Source organism: Acinetobacter sp. CIP 102529 (genome assembly GCF_000368325.1).
Lineage (GTDB): Bacteria > Pseudomonadota > Gammaproteobacteria > Pseudomonadales > Moraxellaceae > Acinetobacter > Acinetobacter parvus.
The window spans coordinates 586,453-608,543 of the sequence record NZ_KB849354.1; the positions used below are offsets into that span (position 1 = coordinate 586,453).

At 40.7% G+C, this 22,091-nt stretch carries 16 protein-coding genes and 1 rRNA gene; 9 read left to right on the plus strand and 8 right to left on the minus strand.

Annotated elements, in window-relative coordinates; translation table 11 throughout:
* Window positions 1–181: 181 nt before the first annotated feature.
* On the minus strand, window positions 182–1,438 hold the full coding sequence (gene coaBC, locus F972_RS04950) for a bifunctional phosphopantothenoylcysteine decarboxylase/phosphopantothenate--cysteine ligase CoaBC (RefSeq protein WP_004678447.1): 1,257 nt from the start codon (window positions 1,436–1,438) through the stop codon (window positions 182–184).
* Window positions 1,439–1,552: 114 nt separating this feature from the next.
* Between coaBC and radC the strand changes: the two genes are divergently transcribed.
* Together radC and F972_RS04960 are read left to right on the plus strand one after the other, a co-directional pair.
* Window positions 1,553–2,287 (plus strand): RadC family protein, encoded by a 735-nt coding sequence (gene radC / locus F972_RS04955; protein ID WP_004756126.1) that lies wholly within the window; start codon window positions 1,553–1,555, stop codon window positions 2,285–2,287.
* A 44-nt stretch (window positions 2,288–2,331) separates the two neighbouring features.
* Window positions 2,332–3,243, plus strand: a complete 912-nt coding sequence (locus tag F972_RS04960) for a bestrophin family protein (protein ID WP_004681812.1) — start codon at window positions 2,332–2,334, stop codon at window positions 3,241–3,243.
* Between the two features lie 358 nt (window positions 3,244–3,601).
* On the opposite strand, the gene F972_RS04965 is transcribed toward F972_RS04960, so the two are convergent.
* Complete coding sequence (locus tag F972_RS04965; RefSeq protein WP_004756131.1) at window positions 3,602–4,453, minus strand: PHP domain-containing protein; 852 nt, start codon at window positions 4,451–4,453, stop codon at window positions 3,602–3,604.
* 45 nt (window positions 4,454–4,498) lie between these two features.
* Between F972_RS04965 and F972_RS04970 the strand changes: the two genes are divergently transcribed.
* From F972_RS04970 to mnmC, 4 genes are read left to right on the plus strand one after another with little or no spacing between them, the layout of a single operon-like run.
* Window positions 4,499–5,110 carry a septation protein IspZ gene (locus F972_RS04970; protein ID WP_004678451.1) on the plus strand — a complete coding sequence of 204 codons (612 nt, stop codon included), beginning with the start codon at window positions 4,499–4,501 and terminating at the stop codon, window positions 5,108–5,110.
* A 23-nt stretch (window positions 5,111–5,133) separates the two neighbouring features.
* Window positions 5,134–5,436, plus strand: coding sequence for a YciI family protein (locus tag F972_RS04975; RefSeq protein ID WP_004681814.1), 303 nt, complete (start codon window positions 5,134–5,136; stop codon window positions 5,434–5,436).
* 3 nt (window positions 5,437–5,439) lie between these two features.
* Window positions 5,440–5,883 (plus strand): SH3 domain-containing protein, encoded by a 444-nt coding sequence (locus F972_RS04980; protein ID WP_004681815.1) that lies wholly within the window; start codon window positions 5,440–5,442, stop codon window positions 5,881–5,883.
* A gap of 18 nt (window positions 5,884–5,901) precedes the next feature.
* Window positions 5,902–7,806, plus strand: a complete 1,905-nt coding sequence (gene mnmC / locus F972_RS04985; RefSeq protein WP_004764162.1) for a bifunctional tRNA (5-methylaminomethyl-2-thiouridine)(34)-methyltransferase MnmC2/FAD-dependent 5-carboxymethylaminomethyl-2-thiouridine(34) oxidoreductase MnmC1 — start codon at window positions 5,902–5,904, stop codon at window positions 7,804–7,806.
* A 69-nt stretch (window positions 7,807–7,875) separates the two neighbouring features.
* Here the strand turns inward: mnmC and F972_RS04990 are convergent, their stop codons facing one another.
* Window positions 7,876–8,190 (minus strand): rhodanese-like domain-containing protein, encoded by a 315-nt coding sequence (locus tag F972_RS04990; protein WP_004678456.1) that lies wholly within the window; start codon window positions 8,188–8,190, stop codon window positions 7,876–7,878.
* A 90-nt stretch (window positions 8,191–8,280) separates the two neighbouring features.
* Here F972_RS04990 and F972_RS04995 point away from each other — a divergent pair, with 90 nt between their 5' ends.
* Together F972_RS04995 and F972_RS05000 are read left to right on the plus strand one after the other, a co-directional pair.
* Window positions 8,281–8,769, plus strand: a complete 489-nt coding sequence (locus F972_RS04995; protein WP_004756136.1) for a YajQ family cyclic di-GMP-binding protein — start codon at window positions 8,281–8,283, stop codon at window positions 8,767–8,769.
* Between the two features lie 14 nt (window positions 8,770–8,783).
* A complete protein-coding gene (locus F972_RS05000; protein WP_004681821.1) occupies window positions 8,784–9,278 on the plus strand; it encodes a DUF4442 domain-containing protein in 495 nt (164 codons plus the stop codon).
* Window positions 9,279–9,327: 49 nt separating this feature from the next.
* Here F972_RS05000 and F972_RS05005 read toward each other — a convergent pair whose 3' ends face one another.
* From F972_RS05005 to F972_RS05015, 3 genes are read right to left on the minus strand one after another with little or no spacing between them, the layout of a single operon-like run.
* A complete protein-coding gene (locus F972_RS05005) occupies window positions 9,328–9,741 on the minus strand; it encodes an acyl-CoA thioesterase (protein WP_004678459.1) in 414 nt (137 codons plus the stop codon).
* 1 nt (window position 9,742) lies between these two features.
* Window positions 9,743–10,180 (minus strand): thioredoxin TrxC, encoded by a 438-nt coding sequence (trxC, locus tag F972_RS05010; protein ID WP_004756139.1) that lies wholly within the window; start codon window positions 10,178–10,180, stop codon window positions 9,743–9,745.
* Window positions 10,181–11,077, minus strand: coding sequence for an alpha/beta hydrolase (locus tag F972_RS05015; RefSeq protein WP_004756141.1), 897 nt, complete (start codon window positions 11,075–11,077; stop codon window positions 10,181–10,183).
* Between the two features lie 123 nt (window positions 11,078–11,200).
* Here F972_RS05015 and F972_RS05020 point away from each other — a divergent pair, with 123 nt between their 5' ends.
* On the plus strand, window positions 11,201–11,536 hold the full coding sequence (locus F972_RS05020; protein WP_004756143.1) for a protein tyrosine phosphatase family protein: 336 nt from the start codon (window positions 11,201–11,203) through the stop codon (window positions 11,534–11,536).
* A 58-nt stretch (window positions 11,537–11,594) separates the two neighbouring features.
* Here the strand turns inward: F972_RS05020 and F972_RS05025 are convergent, their stop codons facing one another.
* Together F972_RS05025 and rrf are read right to left on the minus strand one after the other, a co-directional pair.
* Window positions 11,595–21,530: a hypothetical protein gene (locus F972_RS05025; RefSeq protein ID WP_004756146.1), complete on the minus strand. Its 9,936-nt coding sequence runs from the start codon at window positions 21,528–21,530 to the stop codon at window positions 11,595–11,597.
* 311 nt (window positions 21,531–21,841) lie between these two features.
* Window positions 21,842–21,956: ribosomal RNA gene (rrf, locus tag F972_RS05030) — 5S ribosomal RNA — on the minus strand.
* Window positions 21,957–22,091 lie beyond the last annotated feature (135 nt).

Below are 22,091 nucleotides of genomic sequence, written 5' to 3' on the forward strand. Positions count from 1 at the left end.
TCTCTCCACACTAACAAGCTTCTTGCGCCAAGAAAATCCGAAAGATGCTATTCATTTATCAACTTCTTATTCTGCTCTTTTTTATAGCTGCATTTTTATGGCAATGGTTGGCACATCCATTTGCTTATATCAGCTCAAATTTAAAAAAAAGAGGGCGTAAACACACGCCCTCCCAGGCTTTTTATAAACGACGACGCAACGCATCGGCAATAGACTCAACCAATTGTTGTGAGATTTCCTGTTTTGAGGCTTTTTCCAGTTCACGCTTATTCATGTGATAGGACTGGGCAAAGAACACCGTCATGGCGTTTTCATCAGATGCAAAACCAATATCAGGGCGCGACACATCATTACAGGCGATCATATCCAGCTTTTTCGCGACCAGTTTGCCTGCGGCATATTCCTCAACATTCTGGGTTTCAGCAGCAAAACCGACCATAAATGGGCGCTGCTGTTGCTGAGCAATGGTCGCCACAATATCGGGGTTTTTCACCAAGGATACTGCAAGCTCGTCACCCGCTTTCTTGATTTTATGCTCTGCAACCTGTGCCACACGGTAGTCCGCCACCGCAGCCGTGGCAATAAAGATGTCACAGCCCTGTTGCAACTGGTTCATGCTGACATCCAGCATTTGCATGGCTGAACTGACATTGATACGTTGCACACCATTTGGAGTATCCAGACTGACAGGCCCTGCCACCAGAGTCACTTTTGCCCCTGCGGCATAACAGGCTGCCGCCAAGGCAAAGCCCATTTTTCCAGTGCTGTGGTTGGAAATATAACGTACAGGATCAATCGCTTCGCGGGTCGGGCCAGCGGTAATGGTGACACGTTTACCCGCCAATAAACCAAACTTTTCTGCAATAGCACGCTGGGCTTTATGGAAATAGGCCGCCACCTGACGCGCCAAGTCCTCAGGTTCAGGCATACGCCCCAACCCAACATCACCACACGCCTGCTCACCTGCATCTGGCATAATCACATGCACACCGTCTTCTACCAGTGTTTGCAAGTTGCGCTGTGTCGCCTTGGCTGCCCACATTTGCTGGTTCATGGCAGGCGCAACCCAGACAGGTGCTTTGGTGGCTAAATATAAAGTACTCAGCAAATCGTCCGCCAAGCCATTGGCAAACTTGGCAATGCTGTCACAGCTTGCAGGCGCAACCAGAATCAAATCTGCCCAGCGTGCCAGCTCAATATGCCCCATGCCTGCTTCGGCTTCTGGGTCAAGCAGTTCAGTATGCACTGGATTACCTGAAAGGGCCTGAAAAGTAAGCGGGGTAATAAAAGCCTGTGCGCCCTGTGTCATCACTACACGGACATCAAAGCCATAATCTTTTAGACGACGAACCAGAATGGCACTTTTATAAGCAGCAATGCCACCCGTAACCGCCAATATAATGTTTTTATGAGGAATAACACTAAGATCGAAGCTCACAAACAGGATACCTTGCTGTTGCAGTGGCGCTCACAATAGCATTAAATACGGTCATACCCAAGCCATGCGCTCGGAAAAACATACACTACAATAAAATGAACGTGAATATTCACCATGAATCAATCCATAAAACAGTCCATCAAGGCATGGCCAGAACAAGAACGACCACGGGAACGCTTATTATCACAGGGGGCGCAGAGTTTATCCGATGCTGAGTTACTGGCGATTTTCCTGCGCTCAGGCTCCAGACAGCACTCAGCGGTTGAGCTTGCCCGTATTCTGATCCAGCATTTCGGTGGACTCAACCCAATTTTTGATGCATCACTTGAAGAACTTTCCCAGTTTAACGGCATTGCCGATACCAAATACGCACAACTGATGGCGGTAAAGGAACTTGGACGGCGTTATCTGAATAATTACTTTCACCAGCAACGGCTTTGCCTAGATACATCTACATTGGTGCTTGACTATCTACGCTATGAACTGCAAGGTGAAAAACAGGAAGTGTTTGCGGTGCTGTGTCTGGATGCTGAGCTCAGGAAACTGCATTTTAAGAAACTGTTTTTTGGATCACAGCATAGTTGCAGTGTATCCATTAACCAGACCTTGCGTTATGTGCTTCAGCAACAGGCCTGCCAAATCGTGATTGCACATAATCATCCTTATGGCATTGCCCAGCCCTCACCCGAAGACATTTATCTCACCCAGCAATTGAAACAAGCCTGCCAGTTACTTGAAATCCAGTTGCTTGATCACTTTATTATTTCACCTGAAAACCATTTTTCCTTTTCTGAGCAACAACTACTCAAACCTGTCCGAATCAAACAATCTGGTCTTGACAAAGCCTAGAGCAAACAGGAACATCAGCAGATAAAATTAATGATTCAAACAACATGATTGTCCGTGACCAGCCAAGTATTTTTAAGGTTTTATTTTCATGGCGTGGGACGATTTTACCCAAAATTTTACCCTCTCTTGGTTTTGTCATGTTGATCTCCGCCATTATTGGTGGAATTGAATATATTGATCTATACCGCTTCCCTGAAATCCCCCTTGTCGGCTTTACCCTGATTGGTGTTGTGCTTTCAATCTTCCTTGGTTTTAAAAATACCGCATGCTATGACCGCTGGTGGGAAGCACGTAAACTTTGGGGCGTTTTGATTGCCACATCACGACACTTTGACCGCGATTGCCGAATCTTGACCCAGGCACGGCGTGAACGTGTGATTCAGCATGTGATTGTATTTGCCAATGTGTTACGCGACCGTTTACGCCATCAAACCGCCAACCCAACTGAACTGACAGAAACCAGTGGTTTAAGCCAGCAGGCGCTTAACCAGCTTTACCAGCAGCACAATGCGCCACAATATACCCTGAGCCTGATCCAGTGGGAGCTGTTACAGGCCCTGAAAGATGGGGAAATCTCCGATATTATTTATACGCAGATGAATCACCATGTCGCGGCCTTAAGTGAAATGCATACGGGTTGTGATCGGATTGCCAATACTCCCATTCCTTTTGCCTATTCAGTTTTGCTGAACCGAACCGTTTATTTCTTCTGCTTTATGTTGCCTTTTAGCCTGGGTTCTTTACTGGGTTTGGTGACACCCCTCTTGGTTGGAATTTTGGCTTATACCTTTCTAGGCCTCGATGCCTTAAGTACAGAAATTGAAGAGCCTTTCGGTACTCAGAGTAATGACCTGCCACTGGATGCAATGGTACGTACCATTGAAATTGAATTATTGAGTACCTTAGGTCGTCCAACACCACCACCGATTCAGGCACATGATCATAATCTGTTGTAAATTATAATTTTTTCACTTATGTGGTCAATATAAAAAGTGTCGATATAACAATATTCAAAAAGTTGAAATCGGCACTTCTCAAACAGAGACACGATTGTGCATTTGGCTTAAACAACAAAATTTTCAAATACCAGTGGATGAAAACCAACTTAAGCTGATGGAAACAATTTTCTTCACCAAGCTTTTAATGTTCTCACAAAAGCAATACCTGACCATTAAGAACCAGCAGACTCAAGATATTATTTGGCAGTCGTAGTATAGAACAATGGAAATCCATGAGGCATCCAATGCGCTTTCCATAACAGAATCATGAAGAATATAATTGATCAAAAATATTTCTAACTTTTTCATTCCATTATCATCTAAAACTTTCCCACACCCCTTTTTGTCCATCAGCAACTTTTGGGGTATTACCAAGCTTAATCCACGGCATGTTGTCTCCATGAAAATCGCTGCCAATTGAAACCGCTAAACCATATTCCTGAATCATCCGATCCACCATGTGTCGCGTAGAAAGCGCTTCACTACTGCCAGGAAGCTCAACCGCATCACCACCAAACTCAGCAAATAACTGAATCAAATAACGGATATTGGTTGCAGACAAATCATAACGGGTCGGATGTGCCAATACCGCAAAGCCCTGGCTGGCATGAATCACATCAATGGTCTCTTTTAAACCTACCCCATCAAATTTGACAAAAGCCTTTTTGCCCTCTTTCAGGAAACGGTCAAATGCCTGTTGAGGACGAGCGACAACATTTTTTTCAACCAAAGTTTTGGCAATATGGGTTCGCGTCACCCGATCTGCCTGACCATCCACTTTTGCCAATACATCTGGATAAATATCAAAACCGATACATTTTTCCAATAACTCACAAATCAGTTTTGCCCGCTCAGCCCGCACTTTTTTCTGATTTTCCAGCATTGCCTTGATAGGAACCTCATCCTGCATATTCAATGCAACGATATGCACCCCATAACTCTTTTTAGTGCTGGGACGTGACCACTGACTAGAAATTTCCACACCAGAAATAATTTGAATATCATGATCTTGAGCATAATCTCTCGCCCTTGCCACACCGTCCATCGTGTCATGGTCGGTCAGGGCTAAGGTCTGGATTTTTAAGTCAACCGCAGCCTGTACCAATTGTTCAGGAGACAAGGTACCGTCTGAAATGAAACTATGCGTATGTAAATCGACACCGAACATGGTTTGTATTATGCTATCTGACCTATTTCACCACTGTACTGTAACATGAAAGCGTTGCTCGACTACCTCCCACTGATTATCTTCTTTTATTTTTATAAAACCACCGATCCCAAAGATAGTCACCATCCATTACTGGAGCTTGTGGGCAGTGCAGGAAATACTGATCAAAACCATATTCTGGTTGCGACCTGTGCGCTACTGATCTCGACCCTTGTGGTCTATGGTTGCCTGTTCTTTTTCCAGAAGTTCAAACTGGAAAAAATGCAGTGGTTTATCGTTGTCATGTCAGTGGTTTTTGGTGGAATTACACTGGCATTCAGTGATGTGACCTATATCAAAATGAAAGCGGTCATTATCAATATCGGGATTGGAATAGGTTTTCTGGTTACGCCCCTGTTTAACAAAGAACGTGAACCGATTATTAAAAAACTTTTGGGTTCGTTGCTTGAACTGACACCAAAAGGCTGGATGCGTCTAAACTGGGCATGGTGTGGGCAGTTCTTCTTGTTGGCGTCACTGCATTTCTTCTTTGGCTTTGTATTTATGCAGGGAAAATACTGGGGCGAATTCACGGCTTTCGGCGATATTATCGTTTCTATCAGTTACCTTGCTGTTATACTGATTTGCTTAAGAAAGCATTTTAAAGCCACTGACTAACCTGAATCATTTGAGCGACTACTATGCCATATTTTGTCCTGACCTGTACTGATCACGAAGGTACCTTAGAAAAACGTTTAGCAATTCGCCCCCAGCATGTAGAGCGTCTACAAAAGCTGGATGATGAGGGTCGCTTAATTGCTGCGGGTGCGCATCCAAAAGACCCGAATGATCCACAGGCTGGATTTTTAGGCAGCACCATCATTGTTGAATTTGAGAGTCGTGAAGCACTGGATGCATGGATTCAGGAAGAGCCATTTTTAAAAGAAGGGATTTACGCAAAGATTGAAGTAAAACCTTTCAACAAAGCTTTTCCAAAAGGGTAAGTCATGCAAGTTGCCATTAAAAGTCTATTCGCTTTTTGTTTATTCAGCTCAAGCGTATGGGCCGTTGAACCTCCATCTCCCACACCAGCAGTACAACCGAAATCATCTGTTACAGCCACTGCTACAAATGTGACTGGCACGGCAGCAAAGCCTCTGACGGCTGAACAAATTGCCAAGGCAAAACAGCAACAAGAAGCCAAAGTCAAAGCATTGGTTCAAGATCAAGCCAATCGCCTAAAACAACTTGAAAATGCCAATCTTGAAGCGCTCTCGCAAAATCAAGAATTACAACTCAAAAATGACAATCTTACTGTTCAGGTGCAGGTTCTACAAAGTGAACGCAGTGCCCAAATGTTCCTTTATGGCGCGATGACCATTGCGGTCGGGGTAATTCTAGGTTTCTTTATTGCCAGTTATGTTCACACTAAACGCCGCCGTCAGTGGTAAAACACGATTTCTTTATTTATGTCTCACTCATCAAAATTGCAAACTGCTGAATTAGACTGGGAAATAGTCGATGACATCGAAATTCCTATTTCTAAGCAATTCGGTGATGTTTACTTCTCTAAAGACAATGGTTTGCTTGAAACCCGACATGTATTTTTAAATGGCAATGATTTAACCGAACGCCTTTCTCAATTACATGATTATCAATATTTTTGTGTAGGTGAAACTGGTTTTGGTACAGGACTCAATATTTTGACCCTGTGGCAACTCTGGCAACAAGTTCGCTTAGATAATCACAGCCATTTACATGTTGTCAGCGTTGAAAAATTTCCATTAAATAAAGCTGATTTGATCCGTGCACTGAATGTTTGGACTGAACTCAAACCTTTAGCAGAAAAACTGATTCAGCAATATCCCTTGCCAATTGCAGGTTGTCATCGCTTAAGTTTTCCTGAAGAGCGTTTTAGTATTGATTTATGGCTAGGTGATGCTCAGGATATTTTTCCAACGATTCCCAAAACCCAAACAGTGAATGCATGGTTTTTGGACGGTTTTGCCCCATCTTGTAATCCAGATATGTGGCAAGCAAATGTCTTAGATCATATGGTGCGTTTATCTGATTTTGGAACAACTTTCGCATCCTTTAGTGTCGCAGGTGTACTCAAACGTGGGCTTAAACAACACGGCATCCAAATCAGCCGTCCACGAGGTTTTGGTCATAAACGAGAAATGCTCAAGGCGATTTGGCTAGATACCTCCCAAACTGAAACCCAGTCGCAAGATTCAGAAACAACTATTGCAGCTCCACCAAAGTCCGAAACATCAAAGCAACGTAAAATCGCCATCATTGGCGCAGGAATCGCAGGTTTAAGCTCAGCGTGGGCATTTGCTCAACGAGGACATCAAGTTACGATCTACGAGCAAAATGAGCCACTTTCAGGTGCATCTGGCAATCCACTGGCGTTGCTCAATCCAAAACTATGCCCAATTGAACAGGCGCATGAACACTTGATGACCTTGAGTTGGCAACATGCCTTGAATTTTTATCCCAGATTCAAGGCTTTTAGATCCATTCAGGTTCAACAGATTGCCTTAAAAAATGCGGATGAATTGTTAGGTCTGGTTGAGCAATATCCTGAAAAAGTATTATCTGCAAATACAAAGCAAACAGACAACTCTATTCCGCAGACTGAGTTTTCAAGCATAACCTTAAATCAGGCAGGTGCAGTTTCCCCTCATCAGTTACGTGATGAGATTTTACAACATGCTAATATTCGAATAGAAAAAGTAAAAATTTCTCGATTAGAGTCGACTGATAGCCAAGTTACACTCTGGCAAGACCAACAAATAATTGCCATAACGGATCATGCGATTGTCTGTTGTGCTAAACAAAGTGCTGAGTTATTTGAAAATTATCCTGTCCTAAAACCAATTCGAGGACAAGTCAGCTGGGTTGAGAATAGCCAGCGGCCTTTAGCACTGGATCAGGCTTATAGTTATGGCGGCTATTGCATGCAACTGGATACTGCTCAATTGATTCTAGGCGCATCTTTTTATCCTAATCGGGATGATGCAGAAGTGCTAACAGAAGACCATGTGCATAACTACGAACTTATCCACAATGTCTTTCCAAAATATGCGCAAGGACTTCCCTCTGTAGATACTTGGCAAGGAAGAGCATCGGTTCGCGCACAAAGTTTAGATTATTTCCCCTTAGTTGGGAAAATACAAAATCTTGGTCAAATCTATACTTTTGCTGGTTTAGGATCGAAAGGTTTCTTATTTGCGCCATTATGTAGTGAAATCTTGGCAGCATTAATTTTAGGTGAACTTTGCCCAGTTCCTCAAAGTTTATTGGATAAATTAAATCCTCAAAGATTTGAAAAGAAATTAAAAGCTAAAAAACCTTATTATTCTGGGTAAATTATTATTTTTGTTGTTCATTCTTTAAATTTGCCAAAATATCCAAGTATTTTGGCAAATTTAACTGATCTATGCGCCCTGTTCTAAAGCTAAGCCAGCATCACGTGCTGCACGAGTACCTCCCATCAATACAACATATTCACGAGAATCATCTAAACCGTCTAAAAGCTCTGCTGCGCGTGGTGCTTTACTACCACCACCACATAGAATATAAATCGGCTGATCCGCTGCAACCTGAGTCAAACTATCCGCAGTTAATTCAGCAATTGGACGATTCAACGCCCCTTTGACGTGTGCCTCTGCATAAGCTTTGGCATCTCGGACATCCCAAATGACTGCGCCTTCTGGGAACTCAAATGTTGTAATTTCTTGTTTACGGATCATTGTGCACTCCTTTGATGTAAACAACACTTGGCAAATGAAGAAAACACCCTTAGCATCTCAAATATTCTTTCCCTTTGTAAAGGTCTAACCATGCCTTCTTTTGATATTGTTTCTGAATTAGAGTTATTTGAAGTCAATCACGCTGTACAAAATACAGAAAAAGAGATTGCAACACGTTTTGACTTCCGTGGACAAGACGTTTCAATTGAGTTAAATGAAAAAAATAAAGAAATCAAAATCTCAACTGAAAGTGACTTCCAATGTGAACAAGTCTATACCATGCTTGAAAATCACTTCTATAAACGTAAGATTGATGTACAAGCTTTAGATCCACAAAAAGCCACTGCTTCTGGTAAAAATGTGGTCCAAGTGATCAAGCTGAAAGATGGACTTGACTCAGATACCGCAAAAAAAATTAATAAAGCCATTAAAGAAAGTGGCATCAAGGTGCAATCTTCTATCCAAGGAGACAAAATCCGTGTCACTGATAAAAAGCGTGATACTTTGCAACAGGTCATGAACTTTTTACGTGAACAGCAATTTGGTCTACCGCTTCAATTTAATAATTTCAAAGACTAAGCAATAGGTTCACTATGGCAAAAGATAACCGTCTTTATACGCTGGTTAAAACCACTTCTAAATTTCCAAAAGGTATTCGCAGTACATTATGGAGCAAAGCCTTTGGACGAGTTGTTCCAATGGTGGGCACTGCAAACATTCGCTATTTGGAAGTCGATAAAGACCATGTCACTGTGCGCATTGAAAACCAACGTAATATGCAAAATCATATTAAAGGGGTTCACGCAGCAGCAATGGCCTTACTCGCTGAAACGGCAACGGGTTTCCTAACAGGTCTACATATTCCTGATGATCGGATTTTGTTGATCAAATCACTGCACGTAGACTATTTAAAGGTTGCGCAAGGTGGTTTAACAGCAACAGCAACTTTATCAGCCGATCAACAAAAGTTTATCGCTGACAATGAAAAAGGCGAGTTATTGATTCCTGTGACCGTTATTGATGATTCTGGTAACGAGCCGATCCAATGCCAAATGCTTTGGGCATGGTTACCAAAACGTAAAAAATAATCTTAGATTTTAAAATAAAGCCCAATTCAATTTGGGCTTTATTGTTTTATCAGCTTGCTAAAAAATCTTGCTTAATTTGTTCTGAGATTTGTCGTTTATTACCATTCACATCCACAGCAACAAATGTAAAAACACCTTGAGTAATTCGAATCGGTTCACGTGAATTGTCGTGACTATTCCATACCTCGATTTGCACCTGTACGGAAGTATTGCCGACTTTCAAAATTTTAGTATAGCAACTAATCACATTTCCAACCTTAACAGGCACAAGGAAAGTCATTTCATTAATCGCAATTGTTGCACATCGTCCCTTACTCAAACGCTCAACATGAATCGCTCCTGCGAGATCCATCTGTGAAACAATCCATCCTCCAAATACATCACCACTCCAGTTTGTATCTGCTGGCATAGCAATATTCTGCAAGGATAAAACCCCTTCTGGATGATTTGAACGTTCAGTCATGTTAATGTCCTTGATGGTGCTGTAATTGCTGATTTAACCATTGCTGTAGCTCTGGTGTACGTAATGCACCACTTATTCTGGCCAATTCAGTCGTCTTATTCATTAAGACTAAAGTCGGAATACTGCGGACATTAAATGCAGCACTTAAACGTGGATTTGCCTCGGTATCAATCTTGGCAAAAACCACATACGGATTTTGCTTTGCCGCCTGGGCAAAATGGGGAGCCATCATCTTACAAGGTCCACACCACTCTGCCCATAAATCGATCAGCACAGGTAAATCAGTATTGGCAATAAACTGACTAAAGTTTTGTTCATTGAGTTCAATTGGCGCTAACGTTAATAAGGGTTGATGGCATTGCCCACAGTTGGGATGAACTGCTAATTTTTCTTCAGGTACACGATTTTTTGCACCACAGGATGCACAGACAATAATCATTTACATCACTCCGATATGTTGATGTAAAAATTCTAATTGGGTTGTGACTGCTTTTTCAAACCATGAACCGTGATAAACCTCAAAATGTTTCATATCCCACTCATGATAGCTTACAAATGGTGCAATATTGGTCGCAGCTTCACGACTGGATGCAATTGGAATCAAAGAATCATGTTTCGCAGCAATAAACAAAACAGGAATATTAATTTTGCGTACAAATTGAATTGGACGATAGCGCATTAAATTAAAAAATACACGTGCAGGAACTTCACCACTCCAATAATAGTCAGGATTTACAATCGAATGATAACCATAATAACTATCGGAGGTCGGTAAAAAGCATAGTTTATGTTGATCTACAACTGGCAAAGTTTTAGGTACTAAACCCATCTTAGACCCCATGTAATCCTGACTAGAACGCTTTAAAGCCTCTGGATAACGTTGTAATGGGTATAATTTTGCTGTTTCAGCGCCATCTACATAAGGTACTTGTACCATCACGGCCTGAATATTTTTAAGGTCAGTGGCTAAACTAAGCGCATATCCACCGCTTAGAGAAGTTCCCCATAAAATAATACGTCGACTATCAATTAATTTACAATTCGAAGCATATTGAACAATGGTTTTCCAGTCATCCAGTTGAGCACCAAGTGAAACCAATTCACGCGGTTTTCCTGTGCTCCCCCCCCAATAACGATAGTCAAACAGGATAACGGCATAACCTGCCTGTGCAAAACGCTGTGCATACTGAACCAGTTTGAATTGACGTAAACCAGCAAATCCGTGTGCCATAAGAATTACAGCAGGTTTAATATTGGTCTTTGGTAGGTAGAAATCTGCTGCTATGGTTTCTTCGCCACTAGGAACATACAACGGCTCAACTGTGTAGGTGTGCATGCGCGCTCCAATGTTTTATCTTATGACTTATCATCATTTATTTACTATAGACATTTAAACTCAAGATCAAGCTTAATGCTATGATAGAGCATAAAATGTTTTGTTTGTTTTGGGAGTGACAAGATGTCAGAAAATGTTGGTTTTGCAGGTCAAATCGGCCCTGAGCATGTAGATCAAGTTGTCGAAAAAGGCTTTAAATCTATTATCAATAATCGTCCAGACATGGAAGGTGGTTCTGAACAACCTACAAGCGCACAGATTGAAGAGTCAGCACGTAATGCAGGTTTGGATTATGTGCATCAACCAGTTGTTGCAGGTCAGATTACAGAGCTGGATGTTCGCACATTTGCTAATCACTATAACGAATTGCCAAAGCCAATCCTGATGTTCTGCCGCACAGGTAATCGTTCTAACAACCTATATCAGCTAGCAAAGCAAATGGATTTGTTGGAGGATTAATAAAAAATCTTCAAATAAAAATGGAAGCTCGAAAGCTTCCATTTTTTTCATTCAGGCATTATGGACAAGTGAATGATGTACCATAAGGACTAACTTCATTTGGTGAATATGTACCATCACTAGAATAATCACTTGCTAGTGAAGCTAGACCTAAACTATAAGTCGTACGATTTGGTAATGATGCAACAGTTGCTGATGCTCCTACCTGCACTGTTAACCACTGTGCATAGATTTTTGGATAACGCATGGCAAAGTCAAACTTACCATTAGCATCAGTGGTAAATGTATTTTGCTCAGCACCAGACTGGCTCACAAACGTCACCACTTTCACAGGCGTATTATTCGCTCCCACAGCCGTACCTGCTGGGCTTGCCACACAAGCATGTATACTGTTGGTTGTAGTACTTGCCATATAATCATCCGTTAAATCACTTGGTGTACCATTGTTATTCATTGGTCTACCATTAGCATCCAGATAAATATTAGGAGCTGACAAATTATAATACTCTTGATTACCAAACACCCATTTCTCTGCTGGATCAGAACCAGCTTTCGGAGCCAATGCCCATAAGTTCCGTCCTTTGATATACGTCAGTGGTGTAGAATCTAAAGTGACGACTTGATTAGCTAATGGCTTACCATCAAAATCAACCACACTCACAGACATATTCTTGGTGTAATAAACTCCATCACTTGAAGATGCGACTTCTGTTGGATTGACACCAATTACAATTGAAGCAACAGGTGCTTGTACTGCAGCCTGTACGATATCAATCATTGAGATTTGTGTGGCATCGGCATAGCCTGTTTCATTAAAGCGTGCTGTCAAATGCAAATCATCATTAACGAATTCGGTAGCTGTATAATTTCGGCGTGCATTTTCATCTACCTTGATTTTAAACACAGCCTGACCATTCGCATCAGTGGTTAAACCTGAAGCACCAACAATAACAGCACCATTGCGAGCAAAATCAGTAAGACCTAGCGTAATATATTTTCCAGAAACACCACCACCATTCGTATCAAGTAAAGTCACAGTAACATCTGCTGTGTCATCACGTACACTCATGGTTGGTTTTGCTGCAATACGTAAAGAATATCGAGCAGGTTGTACTGTTGGTGTACCTGAATTATCAACTGTTGCAATACGATAGATCTGGGTAGCTTTTCCACCAATTTCATCCGTATTCGTTGCTGTTAACTCAATACCACTTGCAAGCAACAACTGTTTATCAACCGTTGTTTCATCAATTGCAACAGAGAAGAAAGCATTACCATTTGAATCCGTTTTGACTGCAAGTGGTTCACCACTTGTATTGACTGGACTACTAGAACCAGGATTACCAATAATTAATCCACCTGCATTATTTGCGGCAAGTATGACTTCCTGATTGCGTACAGGTTGATTAGCTCGATCCAACAACGTCACCGTCACAATTGAACGATCACCATTCACATCCATGGCTGACTTACTGACATTACTAAATACAAGATGGTAATTACTGCTGGCTTCATTCACATTAAAGTGAACTGTTTGGGTACGAACAACCCCATTTGGTAAAGTAATTGAAGCACGAACAGTAACACCATTTGCCAATAAGTCCGTATATTGTTTGCCAGTAATTTTAGTTAATTTCAGCGCGACTTTTGCATTACCACTCGCATCTGTTGTAACAACAGATGTTGCCTGACCATTAATCGTGACACCATTTAATGCAGAATCAACAACAGTGAAAGTAACAGGATAATTCTTAACACCAGCCGCAGTATTATCAACTAATTTAGCAAATACTTCAGAAGTATCGCCACTTGCCAATAAATCAGCTTTGGTTTTATCCATTGTTAAATTCATCGCTTCTGTTGGCACAGAAACATTCACTCTACCAACTTGTGTAACAACAGGCTGCGTCGTACTGTTATTATTATAGGTTGAAACAGCATAGGTAATACCTTTTTCAACCAATAGTTGATCAATACTATCACCATTCTCGACTGTCACAGTAAAATAAGCGATACCATTCGCATTGGTTGTCGCGCTAGTCTTATCCACTTTGACTCGTGAACTTAAACCTCCTGCCAAACCAAAATCAATTTCTTTATTTGCTAAAGGATTGCCATTCGCATCTTCAGCCTTAACAGCTAAAATGCTTGTACCACCTAAAACTGAAATTACTGGCTCTGACAATGTTGTGGTTAATGCTACAACATCTTTTGCAACTGGGGCTTTCACCATCACCTGAATGGTTTGACTCAGTACAGAACCATCAGCCTGTACAACAGATGCAGCAAGTGTAATACCATTAGCAACCAAATTTTCAATCATTTGATCATTGCCAGCTTTTACGTTTACTGTAAAGGTTGCATTGCCATTTACATCTGTCTTTTTACTTGCACCACCCACAAAGGTTACACCATTTGCAGTCGCTGCGGCATTTAAACCAAAACCAACCTGTTTATTTTGAAGCGGATTACCATCTTTATCAAAAACTTTTGCTGTAAATGTAAAAGTATCATTATCAGCAGTGACAATACCTTTGGAAGTAATTAATTCCAAACGCTGTGCATCCTTAGCTGCTTCCAAATCATCCGTCACAAACTGCAATACGGTTGTTTGTGTTACCGTTGTACCTGCATCAGTGGTGTAGATTGCTCTTGCTTGAACACCCGCCAATAAGCCTTTAATTTGTTCAGCACTTAAATTTGCTGGAGCTGTATAAGTGATCGTAAAGCTTGCTGAACCGTCAGTGCCAGTTGTTTGAGCTGGGCTAACATTAATTGTCAAACCTGCTGGAACATTACTTAAAACTAATTTAACCAGCTTACCTGCAAGCACTTTACCCTTGCTATTAAAGGCTTTTACTGTAAGAGTTGCAGTATTACTACCTGTTGTTTTAATTGCACCAGTTACATTGTCTAAGGTCAAATAACTTAATTCTGATAATGTTGCCGCAGAACTCACCGTAATTTGTGTCTTTTGCGTTACACTACCTGTGCCGTCACCTTGAATCGCTAATGCACTAATACCAATACCTGATGCCACTAAAGCATCTACCGCTTCTTTTGTCGTAGTTTTTACTTCCAAGACAGCGATTGCCTGACCATTCGCATTGGTTTCAACAACAGTTGATCCACCGATAACACCTTCAAAATTAACACTATTTTTAATGACGTTATTATCAACACTCCAGTTATCAATCGCTAAAGTCACTTGACGGTTTTTAATCAAATTACCATCTTTGTCTTTTAAGGTGACTGTGGTCAAAACTGTTTGAGGTGTGCTGGTATCCATTACCAAGCTAGGTTTTTCAACGACCAAATCCATACGTTGAATATTGACTTGATCAATAGCAAATTGTTGCGTCATGTTTTGCGTTGTATTAATACCTTTATTATTGGTATACGTTGCAATCACTTGAACCCCTGACAATAAGCCCTGGATCTGTTCAGGTGTTAAAACTTTTGCTGCATTATAAGTCACCGTAAATGTTGCTTCACCATTGCCATTTGTTGGTTTGCTTGCCATATCAAGTTTAATATCTAAACCTGTTGGCACATTATTAAGGCCTAACTGAATCGTTTTACCACTTAAAGCTGTACCTGTACTATTAAACGCTTTAACGATAATGGTTGAAGTACCGCCAGTTGTCGCAATCAGTCCAGAACTGTTCACAGTCATATAACCAACTGCTTCAGAGCTAATGCTTACTTTGGTATTTTGTGTAACTGTCCCACTACCATCAGATTGTACTGCGGAAGCAGTGATACCAATTCCCGATGCCATTAAGGCATTCACTGCATTTTCAGTTGTTGGATTGACATTTAAATCAATAATCGCCTGACCGTTGGCATTCGTTGAAACTACAACAAGGCCACCTGTCGCACCTGCGAAGCTCACGCCATTTTGGACAGCTTCTGCATTCAACGCCAAGGTCACTTGACGATTCTTGATCACCTGACCATTTTGGTCTTTGAGCGTAACCGTAGTTTTAACCGTTTGTGCAGCTGTAGTATTCACAACCAATGCGGCTTTATCAACCACCAAGTCCATACGCTGGATATTTGCCTGATCAACGTAGAACTGCAACATGGTGCTCTGTGTGATATTTTTGTTGGTGCTGGTGGTATAGACCGCATTGGCTTGAATACCAGCCAGCAATGCCTTGATCTGTTCAGCTGTTAAATTAGTTGGTGCAGTATAAGTCACGATAAACTGTGCTGTACCATCCAGAGCAGTTGTTTGAGTTGCAGTATCAACTTTAACATCCAAACCAACTGGCACGTTATTCAGACTTAACTTAACCGCTTTACCACCTAGTGCCTTACCATCACTATTCAATGTTTTAACAGTAATTGTTGATGTACCACCTGCGGTACCAATCGCATTGTTACTTTCAGTAATTAGGGACGCCACTTCATTTTGAGATGCTTCTGACAAAATATTGACTTTAACATTTTGGGTGATGGTACCACTGCCATCTGCCTGAATGGCTGATGCACCAATACCAATTCCTGATGCAACCAGAGCATCCACTGCCGCTTGAGAGGTTGGATTGATACTTAAAATAATTTCCGCTTGACCATTTGCATCAGTTGAAACCGCAATTAAACCACCAGCAGCAGCAGCGAAGCTCACGCCATTTTGGACAGCTTCTGCATTCAGGGCCAAGGTCACTTGACGGTTTTTAATGGCCTGACCATCGCGATCTTTCAAGGTGACTGTGGTTTTAACGGTTTGTGCCGCTGTGGTATTCATCACTAAAGCTGATTTATCAACCACCAAGTCCATACGTTGAATATTGACTTGATCCGCATAGAACTGGATGACGGTATTTTGTGTAATTGCCTTATTTGCGCTAGTCGTGTAGGTTGCACTTGCCTGAATACCAGCCAGCAACGCCTTGATCTGTTCAGGGGTTAAACTGGTAGAGGCATTATAAGTCACATTAAATTTAGCACTACCTGTTGCATCTGTTGTTTGGCTGGCTTGATCAACTTGAATATTGACACCTGCTGGTACATTATTCAGGCTTAATTTAACCGCTTTACCACTCAGTGCTTTATTGTCTGCACTAAAGGCTTTCACCGTAATAATCGATGAACCACCTGTTGTGGCAATCGTGTTATTACTCTCAGAGGTTAAATAACCCACTTCATTTTGAGATGCCTCAGATAACACATTGATTTTTAAGCTTTGCGTCACTGTGCCTGAACCATCACCTTGTACTGCCGCAGCACGGATACCGATCCCCGAGGCAACAAGCGCATCAACTGCTTTCTGAGTATCTGGATGAACTTCCAGTGTCACCACTGCCTGACCATTGGCATCTGTTGAAACAACAGTTGAACCACCAATCACGCCTTTAAAATTCACACTTGTAAATAGGATGTTGTTATCTGTACCTAGATCATCCAGTGATACTGTCACTTGACGGTTTTTAATCAGATTACCATCTTTATCTTTTAAGGTGACGGTTGTTAATAACTCCTGTGATGTCGTAGTGTTTACGACTAAAGCCAAGCCTTTTTCAACCACCAAGTCCATACGCTGAATATTCACTTGATCAGCATAGAACTGTAGCATAGTACTCTGAGTAGTATTCTTGCCTGCACTATTGGTATACGTTGCAAGGGCTTGAATGCCTGCTAATAATGCCTTGATCTGTTCAGGTGTTAAAACTGTTGGTGCCGTATAGGTCACGTTAAACTGAGCTGTACCATCCGCAGCCGTTGTTTTCGTTGCGGCATCAACCTTAACATCCAGACCTGCTGGGACATTGTTTAGGTTCAATTTAACTGTTTTACCGCCTAAGGCTGTGCCATCACTATTAAAAGCTTTAACGGTAATGGTTGACGTTCCGCCTGTTGTGGCAATTGTACGGTCACTATCACTAGTCAAATATGCAACTTCACCTTGTGTGGCCGCAGATAAAATATTGACTTTAATATTTTGGGTGATGGTACCACTGCCATCCGCCTGAATGGCTGATGCGCCAATACCAATTCCTGATGCAACCAGAGCATCCACTGCCGCTTGAGTTGTTGGTTTGACATTTAAATCAATAATCGCTTGACCATTTGCATCAGTTGAAACCGCAATTAAACCACCAGCAGCAGCGAAGCTCACGCCATTTTGGACAGCTTCTGCATTCAGGGCCAAGGTCACTTGACGGTTTTTAATGGCCTGACCATCGCGATCTTTCAAGGTGACTGTGGTTTTAACGGTTTGTGCCGCTGTGGTATTCACAACCAAGGCTGATTTATCAACCACCAAGTCCATACGCTGGATATTCATCTGATCAACAGCAAATTGTAACATGGTACTTTGAGTAACATTTGTACCTGCATCAGATGTATAAGTAGCAGCTGCTTGAACGCCTGCCAATAAACCTTTGATCTGATCAGCCGTTAAACTTGTTGGCGCAATATAAGTCACGACAAACTGTGCTGTACCATCTGCACCTGTGGTTTTAGTAGCTGCATCAGCCTGAATTTTCAAACCTGCTGGTACATTATTCAGGTTCAATTTAACTGCTTTACCACTTAAAGCTATTCCATTCGCACTGAATGCTTTAACTGTAATCTTGGTTGAACCGCCTGTTGTCGAAATCGTATTATCACTGTCCGTGGTTAAATAACTGACTTCATTTAAAGCTGCCTGAGACAAAATACTAACCTTAGTACTTTGAACAATATTACTGCCATCCGCTTGTAAAGCAGATGCACCAATGCCAAGACCTGAAGCAATTAACGCAGCAACTGCATTACCATCTTTGGGTTGAACCGTTAAATCAACTGTAAATTGACCACTTGCATTGGTCACCACAGTCATTGAACCACCTATTGCGCCATTAATACTCACGCCATTTTGCAAGGCTTCTGGATTAATTGCCACAGTGACTTGACGGTTCTGAATCACATTTCCAGCATCATCTTTTAGCGTTCCAGTTGCTTTGACAGTTTGCGCAACCCCAGCTTTCACAACCAAGACAGGTTGGTCAACAACCAAATCCATGCGCTGAATATTTACTTCTGTTTCAAAATAAGTCAACTTAACTGTTTGTGAAACACTATTTCCATACTTCGCGTCAATCACTAAACCATCTTGTAATAATTTTGCTTGATCTACCTTGGAAAGATTTGTTGGCTCATACACTACTGTAAATTTCACTTCACCAGCAGCATTTGTGGTCAGTACAGCCCCTTCCTTAATACGAATTCCTTTCGATTGCGATAAGCTTAATGCAATATCTTTATTCGTAAGCGCAATACCACTACTATTATACGCCTTAACTGTCACTATTCTTTCAGCATTGTTGGCAACATTAATTGCATCAAGTTGCTCAATCGCTAAATAAGCAACATCAACAGTTCCCTGATTTGAAGCCACAACCATGACTTTTGCTGTTTGCGAAACATTTGTATTATCTACAGATGCAGTAACTAACAAGCCAGCATCGACTAAAGCCTTTACTGCATCTGTATTAGGCGCAGCCAACTGTACTGTAAACTTCGCCTCACCATTAACAGTGAGTTCTGTTGGTTTAACAAGTTTTACTCCATTATTTTTTGCCACATCAGAAAGCGTTAAATTAATTTTACGTCCATTAATTGGCTGACCATTCTCATCAATCGCTTTGACTGAAACTTCAAACATATCATTTGAAGCAACCACAACGCCTTTACCTAAAGAAATAGCAAGTTGTTTTACCTCAACATTATCACTTTGCTCATAATAACGCACATAGGAAGTTTGAGTGATTGCAGCGCCAGTTGTTGGTTGATATTTTGCAGTAAGTAAAACCCCTTTTGTCTTAAGCTCATTTAATACAGCAGAATCTAAAGTACGGCCATCATATTCAACAATGAAAGCTGCCTCACCTTGAGCATTAGTTTTCGCTTTAGAACCATTTTTAATTGTTAAGCCATAAGCCTGAGCCTGATCAATATTTAGTGTAATATCCTGATCTGTAAGTACACCACCATTTTGATCGACAGCTCGAACGGTAACTGTTGTCTGCCCGCCTTTTACATTAATCATTGAATTTGGATTAATACTTAAATAACTCACATCAACCGCTTGTAATGGTGCGGCCTCGACCATAATTTGTGTGTTTTGCTTAACAGTTGAACCATCTGCCAGCGTCGTACTCACAGCAACTGCAATACCTGATTTTACTAAATTATCAATAGATTGCTGATTAAAGGCATCTACATTTAAAGTAAATATTGCATAACCACTAGCATCTGTTTGTTTAACTACTGCTTTATCACCACCGACTGATACACCATTCTCGGTAACCGCTGGAGCTAAACCAAGTGTGATTGATTTATTTGCAACAAAACTACCATCAGCACTGATAGCACGTACTTTCACCTGAACAGTATCATTTTTTGCTGAAACAACACCTTTCGTTGGAGTCAACTCTATACGTTGTACATCTTTTTCCAATACTGCATTTTTATTAGTAAAATTAATTCGGGTGGTTTGGGTTAATGTATTACTATTAACGGTGTTATAACTTGCAACAACAGTTACACCATTTGCAAGTAAATTATTCAGTTCATTAGCAGAAACACTAGCCTTATTGAATTTTAAAGTAAAAGCCGCCTGACCATTTGCATCAGTTGTTATTTTAGAACCATTTGTAATCGTCAGCCCATTATTTTGACTGTTTGGCACAGTTAAATTAATTTGTTTATTTGCAACAGTTCCACCTTTTGCATCTTTAGCAGTGACTGTAACAGTTGCTTCACCATTATCGACATCAATTGTATTTGAACCAATCGCCATCAAATAAGATACATCTTCCGTTGCTACAGAAACAACGGTTATCTTACTGACCTGAGATGAAACAGTACCATCCGCTGAAGTTGCTGTAATATTGATCCCATTATTCACCAACAATTGACCAGTTGGATTTAAACTATTTGCTTCAGTTTTAATTGTAAAAATAGCCTTACCATTTTCATCTGTTTTTACAGTGGCATTCGCTAATTTTGCTCCATATTCAACGGCTGCATCATCCAGCTTTAAAGTAATATCCTTACCTGCAACAACCAAGCCCTCAGGGTTTTTTGCAATAACCTCTACGTTAATTGTACCACCAATCGCATCTATCTTATTATTTGCTGAGGTAGACAATGTCAAACTGCTCATTGTATTCTTAACTGAAATGACTTGAGCTGTAGAAATTTGGGTTTTAATAGCTCCAGATTGTTCTGTCAAAGTCGCTTCAAGTGCAATACCTGATGCAATTAATGCTGCTCGATCAGCTTCTTTACCTTTTGGTAGTACTAGAGTGAATACAACATAGCCTTCATTATCAGTTACTGCACTAGAGGCACCTTTAATTGTTACATTATTATTCTTAAAATCTTTTACCGTAAGCGATACATTCTCATTTGGAACACCACCACCATTATTGTCTAACACACGAACACGTACAGCCCCTTCACTACCAGATACTTGTAAAGGTGTAATATCATCAAACTTTAGTTCATATTGACTCTGAACAACTGTTCCAGCACCTGTAACCGTTGCTTTACTTTGATTTTGAATTTTTGTACCCACAATTGTAGTGGTAAATAGTAACTCCGTCAGCGCTTTATTTGAACCATCAAGGGTAACTGTAAATTTAACTGTACCATCATCACCTGTTGTTTTTGTAGAAGCATCACTTGTAGCTCCATTAGTAGCACTATCTTTAATATTTAAATTAATTTCTTTTCCTGAAACCCCTCCACCGTCTTTGTCTACTGCTTTTGCAATAATTTCAACGGTATCTCCTGTAGCTTTTAAAGTACTTTTACTTAATTGAATTGTAACTCCTGCAACTTCTTTTACAGTGCCTGAATCATTAGGATTATTTGTGTTTGTATTAGAGTTTGTATCCCCATAATACCCACCACCACCACCACAGGCAGCAAGAGCAAGGGAAGTTGTTAATACCGTAGTATTTACCCCAATTTTCTTTAAATTTTTCAAATATGCCATATCAGTAATATCCATCTTATTTAATATAATAGTCTTACAATAGAATTAAGACTTTTGTACAAAAATTTACTCGAAATAATATATTTTATCAATTCGTAATACCACTTTTATCGTCAAAAAAGTGAACTATTTGGCAAAAAAATATTTAAATTTTTTTGTTACTTATAATGCAAAAATATTGTTCAATAAATACCAAGACAAGGAAACTGTGATTTTATAATTCTCATTCCTACTTGATTTTGAGATAAATACTTGAGTTAAAATAGAAATAAAAAACCTCCCAACATTGGTTGGGAGGTTTAGTATTTAAAAGCTGGCGATGACTTACTCTCACATGGCAAACGCCACACTACCATCAGCGCGAAGAGGTTTCACTTCTGAGTTCGGGAAGGGATCAGGTGGTTCACTCTTGCTATTGTCGCCAGCAAACTGTTGTGGTGTTTTGGGGTCTTATTGATCATGTTGTGTTTTCACTTCATGTCTGCCTTACTTACGAACCAAAGAGTTATTAACGGATTAGATATTGAGTCTAACTTTGTGTTCAGCATTTTAACTAGTTTT